At 65.1% G+C, this 14875-nt stretch carries 14 protein-coding genes; 10 read left to right on the forward strand and 4 right to left on the reverse strand.

Annotated elements, in window-relative coordinates:
* Positions 1–2: 2 nt before the first annotated feature.
* Positions 3–1517, forward strand: a complete 1515-nt coding sequence (locus L0V05_RS10020) for a YifB family Mg chelatase-like AAA ATPase (RefSeq protein WP_234870018.1) — start codon at positions 3–5, stop codon at positions 1515–1517.
* On the opposite strand, the gene gshB is transcribed toward L0V05_RS10020, so the two are convergent.
* The 3 genes from gshB to rsmI all read right to left on the reverse strand — a co-directional run bounded on the left by gshB (position 1518) and on the right by rsmI (position 3749).
* Positions 1518–2462, reverse strand: a complete 945-nt coding sequence (gshB, locus tag L0V05_RS10025) for a glutathione synthase (protein WP_234870020.1) — start codon at positions 2460–2462, stop codon at positions 1518–1520.
* 70 nt (positions 2463–2532) lie between these two features.
* Positions 2533–2886 carry a YraN family protein gene (locus tag L0V05_RS10030; RefSeq protein WP_234870022.1) on the reverse strand — a complete coding sequence of 118 codons (354 nt, stop codon included), beginning with the start codon at positions 2884–2886 and terminating at the stop codon, positions 2533–2535.
* Complete coding sequence (gene rsmI / locus L0V05_RS10035; protein ID WP_234870024.1) at positions 2883–3749, reverse strand: 16S rRNA (cytidine(1402)-2'-O)-methyltransferase; 867 nt, start codon at positions 3747–3749, stop codon at positions 2883–2885. The genes L0V05_RS10030 and rsmI overlap by 4 nt, the downstream gene beginning before the upstream one ends.
* A gap of 89 nt (positions 3750–3838) precedes the next feature.
* Here rsmI and L0V05_RS10040 point away from each other — a divergent pair, with 89 nt between their 5' ends.
* From L0V05_RS10040 to murJ, 3 genes are read left to right on the forward strand one after another with little or no spacing between them, the layout of a single operon-like run.
* The gene (locus L0V05_RS10040) at positions 3839–5008 is read left to right on the forward strand and encodes a penicillin-binding protein activator (RefSeq protein WP_234870026.1); all 1170 of its coding nucleotides are present in this window, start codon (positions 3839–3841) and stop codon (positions 5006–5008) included.
* On the forward strand, positions 4968–7766 hold the full coding sequence (locus L0V05_RS10045; protein WP_406565965.1) for a [protein-PII] uridylyltransferase: 2799 nt from the start codon (positions 4968–4970) through the stop codon (positions 7764–7766). Before L0V05_RS10040 ends, L0V05_RS10045 begins: the two co-directional genes overlap by 41 nt.
* Complete coding sequence (murJ, locus tag L0V05_RS10050; RefSeq protein ID WP_234870029.1) at positions 7766–9313, forward strand: murein biosynthesis integral membrane protein MurJ; 1548 nt, start codon at positions 7766–7768, stop codon at positions 9311–9313. Before L0V05_RS10045 ends, murJ begins: the two co-directional genes overlap by 1 nt.
* Positions 9314–9414: 101 nt before the next feature.
* Here the strand turns inward: murJ and L0V05_RS10055 are convergent, their stop codons facing one another.
* Positions 9415–10101 (reverse strand): rhomboid family intramembrane serine protease, encoded by a 687-nt coding sequence (locus tag L0V05_RS10055; RefSeq protein WP_234870031.1) that lies wholly within the window; start codon positions 10099–10101, stop codon positions 9415–9417.
* A gap of 112 nt (positions 10102–10213) precedes the next feature.
* Here L0V05_RS10055 and trpS point away from each other — a divergent pair, with 112 nt between their 5' ends.
* The 6 genes from trpS (at position 10214) to rimI (ending at position 14773) form a co-directional block, all read left to right on the forward strand.
* Positions 10214–11260, forward strand: coding sequence for a tryptophan--tRNA ligase (gene trpS, locus L0V05_RS10060; protein WP_234870033.1), 1047 nt, complete (start codon positions 10214–10216; stop codon positions 11258–11260).
* A gap of 40 nt (positions 11261–11300) precedes the next feature.
* Positions 11301–12332: a hypothetical protein gene (locus L0V05_RS10065; protein ID WP_234870035.1), complete on the forward strand. Its 1032-nt coding sequence runs from the start codon at positions 11301–11303 to the stop codon at positions 12330–12332.
* Between the two features lie 228 nt (positions 12333–12560).
* Positions 12561–13016, forward strand: a complete 456-nt coding sequence (locus L0V05_RS10070) for a universal stress protein (RefSeq protein ID WP_234870037.1) — start codon at positions 12561–12563, stop codon at positions 13014–13016.
* 128 nt (positions 13017–13144) lie between these two features.
* Positions 13145–13705 carry a NifU family protein gene (locus L0V05_RS10075; protein ID WP_234870039.1) on the forward strand — a complete coding sequence of 187 codons (561 nt, stop codon included), beginning with the start codon at positions 13145–13147 and terminating at the stop codon, positions 13703–13705.
* 7 nt (positions 13706–13712) lie between these two features.
* On the forward strand, positions 13713–14345 hold the full coding sequence (gene tsaB, locus L0V05_RS10080; protein WP_234870041.1) for a tRNA (adenosine(37)-N6)-threonylcarbamoyltransferase complex dimerization subunit type 1 TsaB: 633 nt from the start codon (positions 13713–13715) through the stop codon (positions 14343–14345).
* The gene (rimI, locus tag L0V05_RS10085) at positions 14342–14773 is read left to right on the forward strand and encodes a ribosomal protein S18-alanine N-acetyltransferase (protein ID WP_234870043.1); all 432 of its coding nucleotides are present in this window, start codon (positions 14342–14344) and stop codon (positions 14771–14773) included. Before tsaB ends, rimI begins: the two co-directional genes overlap by 4 nt.
* Positions 14774–14875 lie beyond the last annotated feature (102 nt).

Consider the following 14875-nt stretch of genomic DNA (forward strand, 5'->3'; position numbering starts at 1 on the left):
CGGTGGCCGCACGCGCCCACACTGTCGCATTCGAAGGCGTCGAAGCGCGCCCGGTCGAGGTGCAATGTGCCGTCGCCCCGGGCCTTCCCGGATTCACCCTTGTCGGCCTGCCGGACAAGGCGGTTTCGGAAGCCAAGGAAAGGGTGCGAGCGGCACTGTCGTCTATGTCGATCGCCCTGCCATCAAAGCGCATCACCATCAACCTGTCTCCGGCCGATCTGCCAAAGGAGGGATCGCATTTCGATCTGCCGATCGCCCTCGCGGTTCTTTCGGCGCTGGAAATCCTGCCCCGGGATGCCGTCGAGGGCACCGTGGCCTTGGGGGAGTTGTCGCTTGACGGGCGGATCGTGCCGGTGATCGGCGCCTTGCCTGCAGCACTTGCAGCAGCCGAACAGGACCGCAGTCTCATCTGCCCACGCGCCTGCGGCGCAGAAGCCGCATGGGTCGGCGCGACGCCGGTCTTTGCCGCCGCCTCGCTGGACGAGGTCGTTCGCCATTTCACTGGTCAGTCGGTCATGCCCCCCTCCGAGGCAGGAGAGGTTCTTCCTCCCGCCTCGGGCCGCGACCTGCGCGAAGTCAGGGGACAGGAGCGGGCGAAACGGGCGCTGGAAATCGCGGCGGCCGGCCGCCACCACCTGCTGATGATCGGCTCGCCCGGTTCGGGCAAATCGATGCTGGCGGCCCGTCTTCCGGGTATCCTTCCCCCGCTTACAGCCGTCGAAGCGCTCGAAACCTCGATGATCCACTCGCTCGCAGGCCTTCTGAGCGATGGCGGCATCTCACGCCAGCGCCCGTTCCGCGAGCCGCATCATACCGCGTCGATGGCCGCCATCGTCGGCGGCGGCAAGGGTGCCAAGCCCGGAGAAATCAGCCTGGCCCATAACGGTGTCCTGTTTCTGGATGAACTCCCGGAGTTTCCGCGGCCGGTGCTCGAAACCCTGCGGCAGCCGATCGAGACGGGCGAGGTGATGGTGGCACGCGCCAATGCCCATATCCGCTACCCCTGCCGGTTCCTGCTCGTCGCCGCCGCGAATCCGTGCCGCTGCGGTTACCTTGCGGAAGCGGAGCGCGCCTGCAGCCGCGCGCCAGGCTGTGGCGACGACTATCTTGGCCGCATCTCTGGCCCTCTGATGGACCGGTTCGACTTGCGGATCGACGTGCCGCCGGTCGCCTACACTGACCTGGACCTGCCGGCGAACGGCGAAAGTTCTGCGACTGTCGCGGAGCGGGTGGCCAAGGCCAGGGCGATTCAAGCCGAACGGTTTTCGGCCCATCCCGGGATGCGGGTCAACGCAGATGCTCAGGGCGAACTCCTTGACGAGGTCGCCTGTCCCGATGCCGAAGGCCGGGCGCTGCTGTCGCGCGTGGCGGAGCGGTTCGGCCTGTCGGCCCGCGCCTATCACCGCATCCTGCGGGTTGCCAGAACCATCGCCGATCTAGACGGCTCAGCCGCCGTCCGCCATCCGCATTGCGCCGAAGCGATCAGCTACCGGCTTTCTGCGCTGAGCAAGGGCTAGTCAGGCGCGGCGCTTTGCCTCGATCACTTCCCAGATCCGGGCAGCAGCGTTAGTGCCGTCGAATCGCTCCAGTTCCTGGATCCCGGTCGGAGAGGTCACGTTGATCTCGGTCAGATAGTCTCCGATCACGTCGATGCCCACAAAGATCTGGCCCTTCTCGCGCAGGACCGGGCCGACGGTCGCGCAGATTTCCAGATCGCGCGGCGTCAGGCCGATCTTCTCCGGTCGGCCGCCGACATGCATGTTCGACCGTGTCTCGCCCGCCTGCGGCACCCGGTTTATCGCGCCGACCGGCTCGCCATCGACGAGGATCACCCGCTTGTCCCCCTTGGCGACATCCGGCAGGAACTTCTGCACGATCAGGGGCTCGCGGCTCATCGAGGTGAAAAGCTCGTGCAGCGACGACAGGTTGCGGTCATTGGGATCAAGGCGGAACACCCCCGCCCCGCCATTCCCGTAGAGGGGCTTCAGGATGATGTCGCCGTGCTTCGCCTTGAACGCCCGGATCGTCGCGAGGTCGCGGGCGATGGCTGTCGGGGGAATGAGGTGCGGGAACTGGAGCACCAGCAACTTTTCGGGCGAATTGCGAACCCAGAAGGGATCGTTCACCACGAGCGTCCTGGGGTGAATCATCTCCAGCAGATGGGTCGTCGTGATGTAGCCCATGTCGAAGGGCGGATCCTGGCGGAGCCAGACAACGTCGAACTCGCCCAGATCGACTTCGGTCTCGTCCCCGTAGGAAACGTGGTTGCCCTTCTCGCGGCGCAGTTCGACGGGCCATCCCCGAGCTGTCACGCGGCCCTCCTGAAAGGCGAGGCGGTCCGGCGTGTAGAAGAACAGCGAATGACCGCGCGCCTGCGCTTCCAGTCCGATACGGAAGGTGCTGTCCGCGTCAATGTTCACGGCCCCGATCGGATCCATCTGCAGGGCCACCTTGAGCGCCATCGTCATCCTCCGCGATTGATGCCCCTACATCGCGCGGGACGATGGCGGATGCAATCGCCGCCTTGGGACCTCAGGCCGAGAAAGCGTTCTCCAGGAGTTCGACCCGGCCCTGCCCATCGACCAACGCCACATCGAAGCGTGACAGTGTCATCTGGCCCGCCGGTTCGCCCGCCAGAAACATGGAAGCAGCCTCGGCAATTCTTGCCATCTGACCCGTCGAAAGACTTTGCGCCGCCTTTGAATGGCTGCGGCTGTGCTTGACCTCAATAAAGATGACCTCGGCACCGTCGCGGGCGATCAGGTCTATTTCGCCCGCACTGCATCGCCAGCGGCGGGCGGCCACCCGCCGCCCCCGTGCCTCGTAGAACCGCGCCACGATATCTTCGGCAGCAAGTCCGGCCTGATAGGAAACTGCACCCGTCATTCGTCCTCCGCCAACCCGAGTGCCATCCGATAGACTTCCTTGCGGGGCAGGCCGAAGGCTTCGGCCACCTCGGCCGCAGCATCGCGGACCGATGCGCCGCGCAAGGCCCGGCGCAGGGCCGCTTCAATATCCGATTTCGTCGCCACGACTGCGGTCCCCCGATCGATCACCACGACGATCTCGCCCTTCACGTCCCGGTCCGCGAATTGTTCGGTCAGGTTCGCCAGTGATCCGCGGCTAACTTCTTCGAATCTTTTGGTCAGCTCGCGGCACACAGCCGCCTGCCTTTCGCCTCCCAAGGTTTGGGCCAGTTCCCCTAACAAGCGACTAATGCGCTTCGGCGATTCGTAGAGGACCAGAGTCGCAGGAACGGCAGCCAGTTCCGTGAGGAACCGCGACCGGTCGCCTGCGCCGGTCGGGGGAAAGCCTGCGAACAGGAAGCGGTCGGTTGGAAGGCCCGAAACCGTCAGCGCAGCCAGCACGGCCGAGGGACCGGGTGCAGCCAGCACCGGGTAGCCGGACGCGATCGCGGCGCGCGCAAGCTGGTACCCCGGGTCGGCGACCAGCGGGGTGCCGGCTTCGGAGGCATAGGCGACAGAGCGCCCCTCCTCCAGCGCGCGCAGCAACCTCGGGCGCACCGCTTCACCGTTGTGGTCATGATAGGCAATCAATGGCCGGTCCCCAAGCGCCACGCCATGAATCTCCATCAGATGGCGCAGGGTGCGTGTATCCTCGGCGGCGAGCACATCCGCCCCAGCAAGGATGTCAAGCGCGCGAAGAGTGATGTCGCGGGCGGCACCGATCGGTGTTGCGACGAAATGAAGGCCCTTCGGCACGCTGCGCGCCGGCGCGGTCTCGGGCATGTCTGTCGCTCTCCTTGATGCGTTGCCTTCCCCGGCCTATGCGCTTAGGCTTTGCTGTCATGGCGCCTCAGGGGAAGAAGGAATTTTCAATGTTGTCCGTTCTGTCTTTCGCCCGCAAGGGTCTGGCCAGGCTGGCGCCCGCCCTGACGGCTCTTGGCCTTGCGGGTTGCGTCGCCCCCACATCCGGAACCGGTCCGTCGATCGAGCCGGGTGCGCCGGTGCAAGTGGCGCTTCTTGTGCCCTCCGGATCCGGGCAGGGCAGCGACGATTTCCTTGCGCGCAGCCTCGAGAACGGCGCGCGGCTGGCAATCGCCGACCTCGGCACGACCAAGATCGACCTGCGGGTCTATCCGACCGGTGGGCAACCTTCGGCTGCCGCAGCAGCAGCGACACAGGCTGTGAACGAAGGCGCCAAGATCATCCTCGGACCCGTCTTCGCCGAAGAGGCCAATGCTGCCGGCATTGCCGTCAAGGGCAGTGGCGTGAGCGTACTCAGCTTCTCGAACAACCCGGCGATCGCAGGTGGCAACGTCTTTGTCCTGGGTCCGACCTTCGCCAACACGGCCGACCGCCTGGCACGCTATGCCGTCACCCATGGCCGTCCGCGTGTGATGGTCGTCTATGACAGGACCGCCGCGGGCGAAATCGGCCGTTCGGCGATCGAGACGGCTGTCCGCGGTTCGGGTGGAACGGTGGTCGGGCAAACGGGCTACGAATTCTCCCAGAACGGACTTGTGAGTGCGGTTCCCGGCATTGCCGCCGCGGCGCGTGGCACGGCCGACGCGCTGTTCCTGACCGCCGATACCGCCGGGGCGCTGCCGCTTCTGACCCAACTTCTGCGCGACAACGGGCTTGACCCGGCCTCAAGCCAGTTCATCGGCCTGACCCGGTGGGATATTCCGCCACAGACCGTGTCGCTGCCGGGCGTTCAGGGCGGCTGGTTCGCGCTGCCTGACCCGGCTCTGTACCAGCAATATGTCTCGCGCTATTCGGCGGCCTACGGCGCCGCGCCGCCCCCGGTTTCGGGCCTGGCCTATGATGGCATCGCAGCCATCGGCGCGCTGATCCGGCAGGGGGGCAGCAATCCCCTGTCGCCTCAGCGGCTCACACAAGGGTCCGGATTCGTTGGCGTCGGCGGCATCTTCCGCCTTCTTCCGAATGGCTCAAACCAGCGCGGCCTTGCCGTAGCCCAGATCCAGAACAGTCAGGTCGTCGTCATTGACCCCGCTCCCCGTGCCTTCGGAGGCGCCGGCCTCTGAGCCGGCGGCTCTGGCGCCCCGACCTCTGGCGATGCACTCCGCGATTCCCGATAAGGACGCGCTTTTCCGCGCGATTTCGGAAAACATTCCGGCCGATGCCGACCAGCGCACCGTGCGCGCGGCGACCGTTCGGCATCTGGCCCAGACCCGCTCCGAAGGCAACGCGGCGCTGGCCGCTGCCTTTCGCGAGGAACCGCGCGCAGCCCGAAAGCTGGTCAAGGCCCAGTCCGACCTGACCGACGTGCTGGTGCAAACCGCCTTCAACGTGGTCCTACGGCGGATCCATCCCCTGGCCAATCCGACTGAATCCGAGCGCGTCGCCGTGCTTGCCGTCGGCGGTTATGGCCGGGCGGAGATGGCCCCGTTCTCGGACGTAGATCTGCTGTTCCTAACCCCGTGGAAGACCACCCCCTGGGCCGAAAGCGTGGTCGAAAGCCTGCTTTACATCCTGTGGGACCTGAAACTGAAGGTCGGACACTCTACCCGCACCGTGAAGGACTGTCTGCGCCTGGGGCGGGACGACATCACAATTCGCACTGCCCTGCTCGAACACCGGTTTCTGATCGGGCACAAGCCGCTTGCGGACGAGCTTGGAGATCGGCTTTGGGCCGAGCTTTTCCACAATTCCGGCCCCGAATTCATCGAGGCCAAGCTTCAGGAACGCGCCGAGCGGCACAAGCGGCAGGGCGGACAGCGCTATGTCCTTGAACCCAACGTCAAGGAGGGCAAGGGCGGGCTGCGCGACCTTCAGACACTCTACTGGATCGGCAAGTACCTCAACCGGGTGGACTCGGCGGAGGGTCTGGTCAGCGCCGGTCTGTTCACGCGCGATGAATATGACAGCTTCGCCCGGGCGGAAGAGTTCCTGTGGACCGTCCGCTGCCACATGCACTACATCACCGGTCGCGCCACCGACCAGCTGACATTCGACCTGCAGGTTCTGGTGGCCGAACGCATGGGCTACGTCGATGCCGGCGGGCGCAGGGCGGTCGAGATCTTCATGCAGGACTACTTCCGTCAGGCGACGCGGGTGGGCGATCTGACCCGCATCTTCCTGACCGAACTCGAGGCGCGCCATGCCAAGCCGGCCTCATCCTTGCGTGGCCTGCTGACCCGGCGCAAACGACTGAAGGCGGGCCTGAAGCTGGTCCAGGGGCGGATCGACATCGAGGATCCCAAGGGCTTCCTCGCCGACAAGCTGAACATCCTGCGCATCTTCGAGGAAGGGCTGCGCACGGGGTACCTCTTGCATCCCGAGGCGATGCGCCTGATTGCCTCGAATCTTGAGCTGATCGACGACGAGATGCGCTCAGACCCGGAGGCTGTGCGGATCTTCATCGACCTTCTGCTGAAGCACGGAAACCCCGAGCGGTCGCTGCGGCGAATGAACGAACTCGGTGTGCTCGCCGCCTTCATCCCGGAATTCGAGCCGATCGTGGCGATGATGCAGTTCAACGTCTATCACCACTACACGGTGGACGAGCACACGATCCAGTGCATCTCGACCCTGGCGCAGATCGAGCGGGGCGAATTGGTCGAGGAACTGCCCGTCGCCAGCAGAATCCTGTCCGAAGGAGTCAATCGCAGGGTCCTGTATCTGGCGCTGTTGTTGCACGACATCGGCAAGGGCCGCCCCGAGGATCATTCGATCCTTGGCGCCCAGATCGCGCGGCGGGTATCGCAGCGTCTCGGTCTGCCTGTGGACGAGGCCGAGACGGTCGAATGGCTGGTGCGCTATCATCTGCTGATGTCGGACATTGCCCAGAAACGCGACCTGAGCGACCCGCGGACGGTGCGGGACTTCGCCAAGGCGGTGAAGACGCGCGAACGGCTCGACCTTCTGACGGTCCTGACGGTGTGCGACATCCGCGGCGTCGGGCCGAACACCTGGAACAACTGGAAAGCCATGCTGCTGCGCCAGCTTTACGGTGACACGCTGGAGGCGCTGCAAGGCGGTCTGGAGTCTGTCAACCGCGACCGGCGCGAGGGCGAGGCCAAGCGTGCGCTGCGCGAGGCCCTCGCAGACTGGGACGGACGAGATGTTCGCGCCGAAGTGTCCCGCCACTATGCGCCCTACTGGCAGGGGCTCTCGACCGACACGCAGGTGATTTTCGCCCGGCTGCTGCGCGACCTGCCGGACGATGAAATCCGCATCGACCTGCATCCGGACGTGGCCCGCGACGCCACACGCGCCTGCTTTGCCCTGGCCGACCATCCCGGCATCTTTTCGCGCCTTGCGGGCGCCCTGGCCCTTGTTGGGGCGAACGTCGTCGATGCGCGGACCTATACCTCGAAGGATGGCTACGCGACCGCCGTCTTCTGGGTGCAGGATGCCGAGGGCCGACCCTACGAGGCAAGCCGCCTGCCCCGCCTGCGCAACATGATCGACAAGACGTTGAAGGGCGAGGTCGTCGCGCGCGAGGCGCTGAAGGACCGCGACAAGATCAAACGTCGGGAAAGCCAGTTCCGCTTCCCGACCCATATCTCCTTCGACAACGACGGTTCGGAAATTTACACGATCATCGAAGTCGATACGCGTGACCGGCCGGGGCTGCTCTACGATCTGACCCGAACGCTGGCCGCCAACAACATCTACATCGCCTCCGCCGTGATCGCGACCTTCGGGGCGCAGGTGGTGGACAGCTTCTACGTGAAGGACATGTTCGGTTTGAAGCTGCATACGAAATCCCGCCAAGAGGCGCTGGAGAAGAAGCTGCGCCAGGCGATCGCCGAGGGCGCCGAACGGGCGCGGAGCTGATGTCCGAGAAACGCCTGATCTCAGGCTTCCTGACCCTCGGAGGCTGGACGCTTGTCAGCCGGGGCGCGGGGTTTCTGCGCGACGTGATGATGGCAGCCTATCTTGGCGCCGGTCCCGTCGCGGAGGCGTTTCTCGTTGCCTTCTCGCTGCCCAACATGTTCCGTCGCTTTTTCGCCGAGGGCGCCTTCAACTTCGCTTTCGTGCCGCTCTATGCCAAGAAACTCGAGGCGGGCGAGGATGCGAACGGCTTCGCCCGCGATGCGTTCAACGGACTTGCGGGGATCCTCATTCCCTTCACCGTGATCGGCACCATCCTGATGCCATGGCTGGTCTGGGCGATGGCCTCCGGCTTTGCCGGCGATGCACGGTTCGACCTTGCGGTCGAGTTCGGGAGGATCTCGTTCTCCTACATCCTCTTCGTGTCGCTGGTCGCCCTTCTGTCCGGGGTTCTGACTACTTTTGGCCATTTCACCGAGGCCGGTTTCGTGCCGGTCTTGCTGAACCTGATCTTCATCGCCGCGATGCTGCTGGCGCAGTGGCTTGGCTGGGACATGGGCCTGACCCTGTCCTGGACGGTGCCGATCACCGGCATCGCTCAGTTGGCCTTCACCTGGGTCACCGCGCATCGCGCCGGCCTGCGGTTGACGCCTGGAATCCCGCGTTGGACGCCCGATCTGAAACGGCTGGCGATCATTGCAGGCCCTGCCGTGTTGGCGGGCGGCGTCGTGCAGATCAATCTCCTTGTGGGGCGGCAGGTCGCCTCCTTTACCGAGGGGGCCGTCGCCTGGCTGTCCTATGCCGACCGGCTTTACCAGTTGCCGCTTGGCGTGGTCGGGATCGCCATCGGCACCGTTCTTTTGCCCGACCTCTCGCGACGGTTGCGGGCGGGCGACATCGAAGGGGGCCGCGACAGTTTCAACCGGGGGCTCGAATTCGGACTTGCCCTGACGCTGCCCGCCGCTGTGGCGCTTGTCGTCATCGCCATGCCGCTATCAACCGTGCTGTTCCAGCGCGGCGCCTTCACCTCGGACGACGCGGCCAATACCGCCATCGCACTTGCAGCCTACGGGATCGGGCTGCCCGCCTTTGTGCTGCACAAGGTGTTGCAACCGCTGTTCTACGCGCGTGAAGATACCCGCCGGCCATTTCGCTATGCCGTCATCTCGATGATCGTGAACGTCGCCTTCGCTGTCGGCATGATGCCGGTCATCGGTTTCATGGCCGCCGCACTTGCGACGACCGTCTCGGGCTGGGTCATGGTTTGGCAGCTTTGGCGCGGCGCCCGTCCGATGGGCGAAGCAGCCCAGACAGATGCCCGGTTCCGGCACCGTCTTCCGCGCCTTGTCGCGGCATCGCTGATTATGGGGGCAGCACTCTGGGGGGCGACTATCCTGCTGGGCCCGGCGCTTGGCATGCCCTTCGTCCGCTATTTCGCGCTGCTTGCACTCGTCCTGATCGGCGCAGTGGCCTATTTCGGATTTGGCACCCTCTTGGGCGCCTTCCGCCTGGCCGAGTTCCGCGCCCTTCTGCGCCGGCGCCGTGCCTGATCCGAAGAACCCGATCCAAGGGCGGTTCGGCCATTCCGCTGCTGGCCGCATTGCCTGGGCTCGGCCAAGGATCGAACAAACCGCGCCCATATACGCCTGTCTCAGCGCTGGCGCAGCCGGGCCACGACCTGCCGCCAGCCGCCCGGGCTGACGATGAAGGACAACAGGAACCCGGTCGCGAAGCCAGCAAGGTCTGCGACCCATTCCCAGCCGCCCCCGAACAGAAGCCCGAACAGCAACTGCGCGCCGAGAAGGAAGCCGATCATGGTGAACGCGCGAAAACGGTTCGCTCCCTGCGCGGCAAGCCTCATCCAGATCAGGAAGGTAAAGGCGCCAATCAGGCCATAGACTGGCGGATATCCTCCGATTAGCGGAGCCTTCATCGTCGGAATGGCGGTGTAGACCAGCGCCCCAACGATGCCCGAACCGAAGAACACGACCAGCACCGCCCACCAGCGGAAGATGTCGCCGACCATCTTTCCAAGCGCCAGCAGGATCACAAGCACGAACAGCGCATGGGTGAAACTCAGATGGACGAAGGGATAGGTGACCAGTCGCATCACGCCCTGAAGCGGATACTGATGCAGGTCGATCATCTGCCGCATGTAGTCGGGCGAATAGGCAAAGCGCTGTACCGCGTCGAGTCGCCAGCCAATCGCATCGGGGCCGCCGACCAGCCCGGCCGCACCGAGGCTCAGCACCACCTCCATGGCGATCATCGGCAGGGCAATCGCCCAGACTGCCGCAGGAAGCGGGTTCAAGGGGGCGGCATTCGGGTCGCGCTGCATCTGTGCCTCCGGGTGACGGGCTTCATTGACGGCCCTTGGCCTCAGCGATAAGCCCTGACGGCCAGACTTTCCAGCAGAGTTGCAAGCCAGTCCTACGAAACGGAGCCACACCATGACTGAGCCGGTCCAAACGCCTCAGACCTTCGCGCCGCGCATCTTCTCGGGGATCCAACCCTCGGGCGGCCTGACACTCGGCAACTATCTAGGGGCGCTGAAGCGTTTCGTGGAGAAGCAGGACGAGGGGATCGAGACGATCTACTGCCTCGTGGACATGCACGCGATCACCGTCTGGCAAGACCCGGCGAAGTTGCGCCAGCAGACGCGTGAAGCAGCCGCCGCCTTTATCGCCGCCGGCATCGACCCGAAGCGTTCGATCCTCTTCAACCAGAGCCAGGTTTCGGCCCATGCCGAACTGGGCTGGATCTTCAACTGCGTCGCGCGCATGGGCTGGATGGGCCGCATGACCCAGTGGAAGGACAAGACCGCTGGCAAGAACGCCGAAGCGGAAAGCCTGGGACTGTTCGCCTATCCGTCGCTTATGGCGGCCGACATCCTTGCTTACAGGGCAACCATGGTGCCGGTGGGCGAGGACCAGAAGCAGCATCTGGAACTGACCCGCGACATCGCTATCAAGTTCAACCATGACTACGGCGTGAGCTTCTTCCCGGTGGTCGAGCCGATCATCGAGGGCGCGGCGACCCGCGTGATGTCGCTGCGCGACGGCACCAAGAAGATGTCGAAGTCTGACCCCTCGGACCAGAGCCGCATCAACCTGACCGACACCGCCGACGTGATCGCCCAGAAGATCCGCAAGGCCAAGACCGACCCCGAACCCCTGCCCGATCACCTCGACGGTTTGAAGGACCGGCCAGAGGCGCGCAACCTCGTGAACATCTATGCCGCGCTGTCTGGCCACAGCGCGGCCAAGGTGATCCACGACTTCGCAGGCGCGCAGTTCGGCACGTTCAAGCCGGCGCTCGCCGATCTTGCCGTGGCCAAGCTTGAACCGATCACGACCGAGATGAACCGGCTGATGCAGGACCCCGCCGAAATCGACCGTATTCTCGGCGAAGGTGCGGTTCGTGCCGATGCCATCGCCCGGCCGATCCTAGAGCAAGTCTACGACATCGTCGGGATGGTCCGTTCGCGCCCGGTCTGAGCTGGTGAAGCGGCTGGCGCGGGCGATCCTGACGGCCTGCATGACAGGGTCGCTTATCCTCACGCTGATCGCGGCCAGCCAGATCGCGATGTCGGACCAGCTTGCGCCGCTCCGCGAACGCTCGGCCGAGGAAATCGTAGCGGTGACGGACGTGATGATGGCCCGGGCGGCGACGCCCGAGCGGCTGACTGAGCTCATCGAGACCCGGCTGGCCGAGGACCCGCGCAACTGGGCGACACTGACCGCCCTGCGCGATGCGGCGACGGAACAGGGTGTGGTCCTGCCGCCAGTGCTGATCACTGCCTATGAACTTGCCAAGGCCGAGGATGGAAGTCTGGCCAACATGGCAGGCGACTGCGCCTCTTGCGCATGGGACATTTCCAGCTGTTCGCTGTCCAACGCGATGATCTGCAAGTTGCCAATCCTAGTCACCCCGGTCGAGGACGTCCGTGGCGTGGTCAAGGCGGGACGGGACTATCTTGCCGGCGACGACGTGGACGAGGTCGATCTCGGGCTGTCGGTCGTGGGCCTTGGCGCGACGGCGCTGGTCCTGTTCACCGGCGGCACATCAGAAACACTCAAGCTCGGCGCTGCGGCAGCCAAACTTGCGCGGGGGATGAAGATCCTCTCACCAGGAATCGAAAGGATGGCGCTGACCGCAGTACGGACAGGCGTGGACTGGAAGGCGCTGACCCGCATCGACGGCTCGGTCGAAAGTCTGGCAGGGGCGGTGCGGCTAGATGCCTTCCAGCCCCTTGCCGACGTCGCCTCGGACATCGGCAGGATCGGAGCCGCGACCGGGCCGACTTCTGCTTTGCACCTGGTGCGCTATGTGGACGACGCCCCGCAGGCTCGCCAGATGGCTCGCGCGGCCGAGGCGCTCGGTCCCCGCGCGGTCGCCCGGGCCGAGGTGCTCGGCCCGGCCCGGCTGATGCGTTCGACCATGCGGCTGACCGGTACGGCATGGGAACTGATCAGCGGTCTCTTGGGCCTGATCGGTTCGATCACCCTCCTGCTGATCGGGGCGCTCAAGGGGGCAGCGTTCCGCCATCTCCGCCGTCTTTCGCGGTGAGGACGTCACAGAATCGAGTCAAATCCCTGCCAATGTGACCCGGGGCTGCCCCACGCCCTTCGGGACCGCGCCTTTGCTCTTGATTGCTGCCAGCGGCTCTACCCCGGCCCTTGCTGCCGTGTCCCGAATTCGCCCCCGGACGAGCCAGGTCCGGGGGCCTTTTTCTCCTGACGAACGCTGGACAGCCACGCGCCTGCACGCCATGATCCCTCCCGGAAGAGAGGGGCCATGCGCAAGTTTCTTGTCGTACTGGACGATAGCCGAGAATGCCTGAACGCCATGCGGTTCGCCGCGCTTCGGGCCTCGCACACGGGCGGCGGTGTGCAGATTCTGTCGATCATCGAACCCGAGGAGTTCGGCACCTGGATGGGCGTCGCCGACCTGATGCGCGAGGAAGCGCGCGAAAGGATCGTCGCCCATTTCGAGGTCTTCGCCAAATGGATGCGCGACAAGCAAGGGGTCGACCCGGAACTGGTGATCCGCGAAGGCGATCCTGTGACCGAGATCCTCGCGCAGATACACGAGGACCCGGCAATCGGCGTGCTGGTTCTTGGCGCGAGCCTCGAGAAATCCGGCCCCGGCCCGCTGGTGACGCAGATGTCGAAGAACTCTGGCAGCCTGCCGGTGCCGATCACGATCGTGCCGGGCGATATGTCGAAAGAACGGCTCGAGGCGATCACCTGATCGAGGGTACCCACGAGGGGCGCCGCAAACTCCTTCTAAGTCTGTTCGGCGCCGAACTAGAATAGTTCCAAATCTTGACTCCTGCCCTCCCGGGGCGCATATCCGACTGGAATAGTCGGAGAAGCGCCATGTTCATCCAGACCGAGTCCACCCCGAACCCGGCCACCCTGAAGTTCCTGCCCGGGCAGACCGTGCTCGAAATCGGCACTGCCGATTTCCCGACCGCAGAAGCGGCAAAGGCCTCGCCCCTTGCCAACCGAATCTTCGCGACCGGCAACGTCACCGGCGTGTTCTTCGGAAGCGACTTCGTGACCGTGACCAAGGCCGAAGCCGCGAATTGGGACCATGTGAAGCCCGCGATCCTTGGGGCGATCATGGAACACTACCAGTCCGGCGCGCCAGTCATGGAAGGCGAGGCGGCCTCGGGGCACACGGCGCATGACGGTGGACCAGACGAAGAGATCGTCCTGCAGATCAAGGAACTGCTCGATACCCGCGTGCGCCCGGCCGTTGCTCAGGATGGCGGCGACATCACCTTCCACGGCTTCGATCGCGGTATCGTCTATCTGCACATGCAGGGGGCTTGTGCTGGCTGCCCGTCCTCGACGCTCACGCTGAAGATGGGGATCGAGAACCTCCTGCGGCACTACATCCCGGAAGTGATCGAGGTCCGCCCCGTCGCCGCCTGAGATCGACATGACGGATGCTGTCCTCGGCTTCGATACGTCGGCCGCGCATTGCGCGGCCGCTGTCGTATCGGACGGTCAAATTCTCGCCTCCCGCACCGAGGCGATGGAAAAGGGGCAAGCCGAACGCCTCATGCCGATGCTGGAGGAAGTGTTGGCCGAAGCCGGGCTGACCTGGCGCGACCTCTCCGCGATCGGCGTGGGAACTGGGCCCGGCAACTTCACCGGTGTGCGCATATCTGTTGCTGCCGCGCGCGGTCTGGCCCTTTCGCTCGGCATCCCCGCGATCGGCGTCACTACCTTCGATGCGCTCTCATTCGGTCTTTCCGCGCCGGTGGTCACCTTGGTAGACGCCCGCCGTGACGCGGTCTGGCTCGCTGCCCAAGACCTGTCGCCGATGCAAGCGGACCTGTCCGCGTTGCCCGACAATCTTCGCGGGCGCCACTTCGTCGGTCACGTCGCCGAGGCCGCTGCAACTGCGCTAGGAGGCACCGCAGTTGCGCCCGCCCACCCGCTTGCGGTTGCCATTGCCCTGATCGCTGAGGCGCGGAGAGGCACGCCGCAGCCGCGTCCCGCTCCACTTTATCTTCGCGCCGCAGACGCCGCGCCATCCTCCGATCCGCCGCCGGTCATCCTGCCATGACCCCGTCGCGGATGGCAGAAATCCACGCAGCCAGCTTCGTCACCCCGCGCCCCTGGAACGAACCGGAATTCGCGGCGCTTCTGGCCGAGCCATCCATCCTGTCAGTGGAACTGCCGGACGGATTTGCCCTCGGCCGTGTGGTGCTTGACGAGGCCGAGGTGCTGACCATCGCCGTCAATCCCGCTGCCCGCCGCAATGGGATCGGTTCGCTCCTTCTGGCGAACCTGCTGGATGAAATGGCGCTTGCCGGCGCGACCACGGTCCATCTGGAAGTCGCCGCCGACAACAGTGCCGCCCTTGCTCTTTATGCGTCGGCGGGCTTTGCCGAAGCAGGTCGCCGAAAGGGTTACTATCTGCGCCCTGACGGCCAGCGCATCGACGCGCTGGTGATGCGCCGGTCAGCCTTGCCAGGCGGCGGCGGAGTTTGATCGAAAAGTCAAACATTCGATCGGCCTGCCCGGGGACGCGTCAGAATCTCCCTTGACCACCAAAGCGGTTCGGCCCCTAAATCACCGCGATCCGTCGCAACG

It is taken from the genome of Alitabrizicola rongguiensis (genome assembly GCF_021491355.1).
Classification (GTDB): domain Bacteria; phylum Pseudomonadota; class Alphaproteobacteria; order Rhodobacterales; family Rhodobacteraceae; genus Aliitabrizicola; species Aliitabrizicola rongguiensis.